This is a genomic window from Facilibium subflavum (assembly GCF_003574485.1).
GTDB classification, from domain to species: domain Bacteria; phylum Pseudomonadota; class Gammaproteobacteria; order Francisellales; family Francisellaceae; genus Facilibium; species Facilibium subflavum.
Map to the genome: position 1 here is coordinate 1 of NZ_QLIT01000230.1, position 1,555 is coordinate 1,555.

The following is a 1,555-nucleotide window of genomic DNA, read 5'->3' on the forward strand; positions in this document are numbered from 1 at the left end:
CCAAGTGGTTCAACCGTTGTGAATAATGGTGATGGAACATTTACCTTTACGACGCCTGATGGTTCTCAGTTAACTTCAGATATAGGGTCAAATGTAGTTATTTCAGCCTCAAATGTCAACATTTATGCTGAACCTGCTGAGGAAGTGCTTTTTGAGAGTTCTCAAACGGGGACATATTTTATCAGCGGTACGCTTCCTGATGGTATTCAAGTGGTTGATACATCACGGACGATACCTGTGAATGAAGCTTATCAACCTATTGAGACAGCTTCTGAAGCATTTCAAAATTTGGAGACTCCAGAGATTAAGCGTTTTACACAGGCACTTAGTAATAATGCACCAATTGACCAATTATCGGGCATTGCTTCTAAAATAGTAGCGGAAGCATTTGTACAAAAGGTAGCAGAACAACAAAGCACGGCTACTACTATTAGTGCGATGATAAGTCAAGCGATTAATGTTGGTAGAACTATTGATGATGTAGCTTTTCTTTCTGCAAATATTTTAAGTACTTACCTGGAAAATGATGGTGAAACTGAACTTGTTGTTAAAAGTATTGTTCAACCTTTATTTGAATCAGAGTTGACATCTGAAGATATTGCTCAGATTTTATCTAGGATGATTATAAATACTGAGTCAGCTAAGCAGCCAGAGGTGATTCGTGCGATTGTCTTAGATCCAAATATGACAGAAGCATATATCGACAGTTTATATAATATATTAAATAATATTAACCCAGAGTTAGCACAAAGACTTTCTGCTGAAGCACAGCTTAAATTCAGCGGTATAAGCAGGGGTGATCTGGAGGTTGAAGCGCTTTCTGGTCAGGAAGGTATTGGACTGTTGGTTAGGCTTAAAGAAAAGGTGATTGGGGCGCATATAAACCCTGGTGATTCTCAAGAAATTTCCTATAGTGCTACTGAGCATCAATATAGAATTGCAAGCGCAAAAGCAAAAATACTTTCAGTCTTTAGAGAATATGATTAAATAATATCCCACCCGTAAATCATTTTACGGTTTTTATTTGCAAAACAGTTTCTGATGGTTTTAGCAAGTTGGGTTGCAGTTACACACATTGATCATGCCTAATAAAGCATTTTAAAGTTTTTTCGTGTAGGATATTTCACAAAGTTATATGCAAACTGTATTCAAAATGGAAATTTTACAAACGAAGAACCTGGATCATCTGGGATTAGTAACTGGGATATTCAAGAAATTTGGGATTATTGATTTCGTGAACAAGAAGCTAGGTTTTTCTGACCAGGAGAAGGTAAAACCCGGTGAGGTTTTAGCTGCTTTATGCATGAATGGCTTAGGTTTTGCTAGCCGTCCCTTATCCTTAACGCCCCAGTTTTTTGAAACGAAGGCCCTTGATGTTTTATTTGATCAAAAGATAGAGGCATCTGATCTGAATAGACACCGGTTGGGTCGTGTTTTAGATGCGATTCATGATTATGGTTGTGAGCTACTTTACACTGAGATAGCAGCACATGTTTGCGATCAGCTTGACCTTTGCCAGCGCTTCACGAGTATTGATACTACTAGTTTTTCAGCT

2 protein-coding genes are annotated in these 1,555 nt (G+C 37.9%); both read left to right on the forward strand.

All coding sequences use genetic code 11. The features are described 5' to 3' along the window. Nucleotides 1-987 (forward strand): hypothetical protein (locus tag DNK84_RS11865; RefSeq protein WP_162902429.1); only part of this gene is annotated, 987 nt, incomplete at its 5' end. 166 nt (nucleotides 988-1,153) lie between these two features. Then, on the forward strand, nucleotides 1,154-1,555 hold a 402-nt coding region (locus DNK84_RS11870; protein ID WP_162902430.1), incomplete at its 3' end, for a DUF4277 domain-containing protein.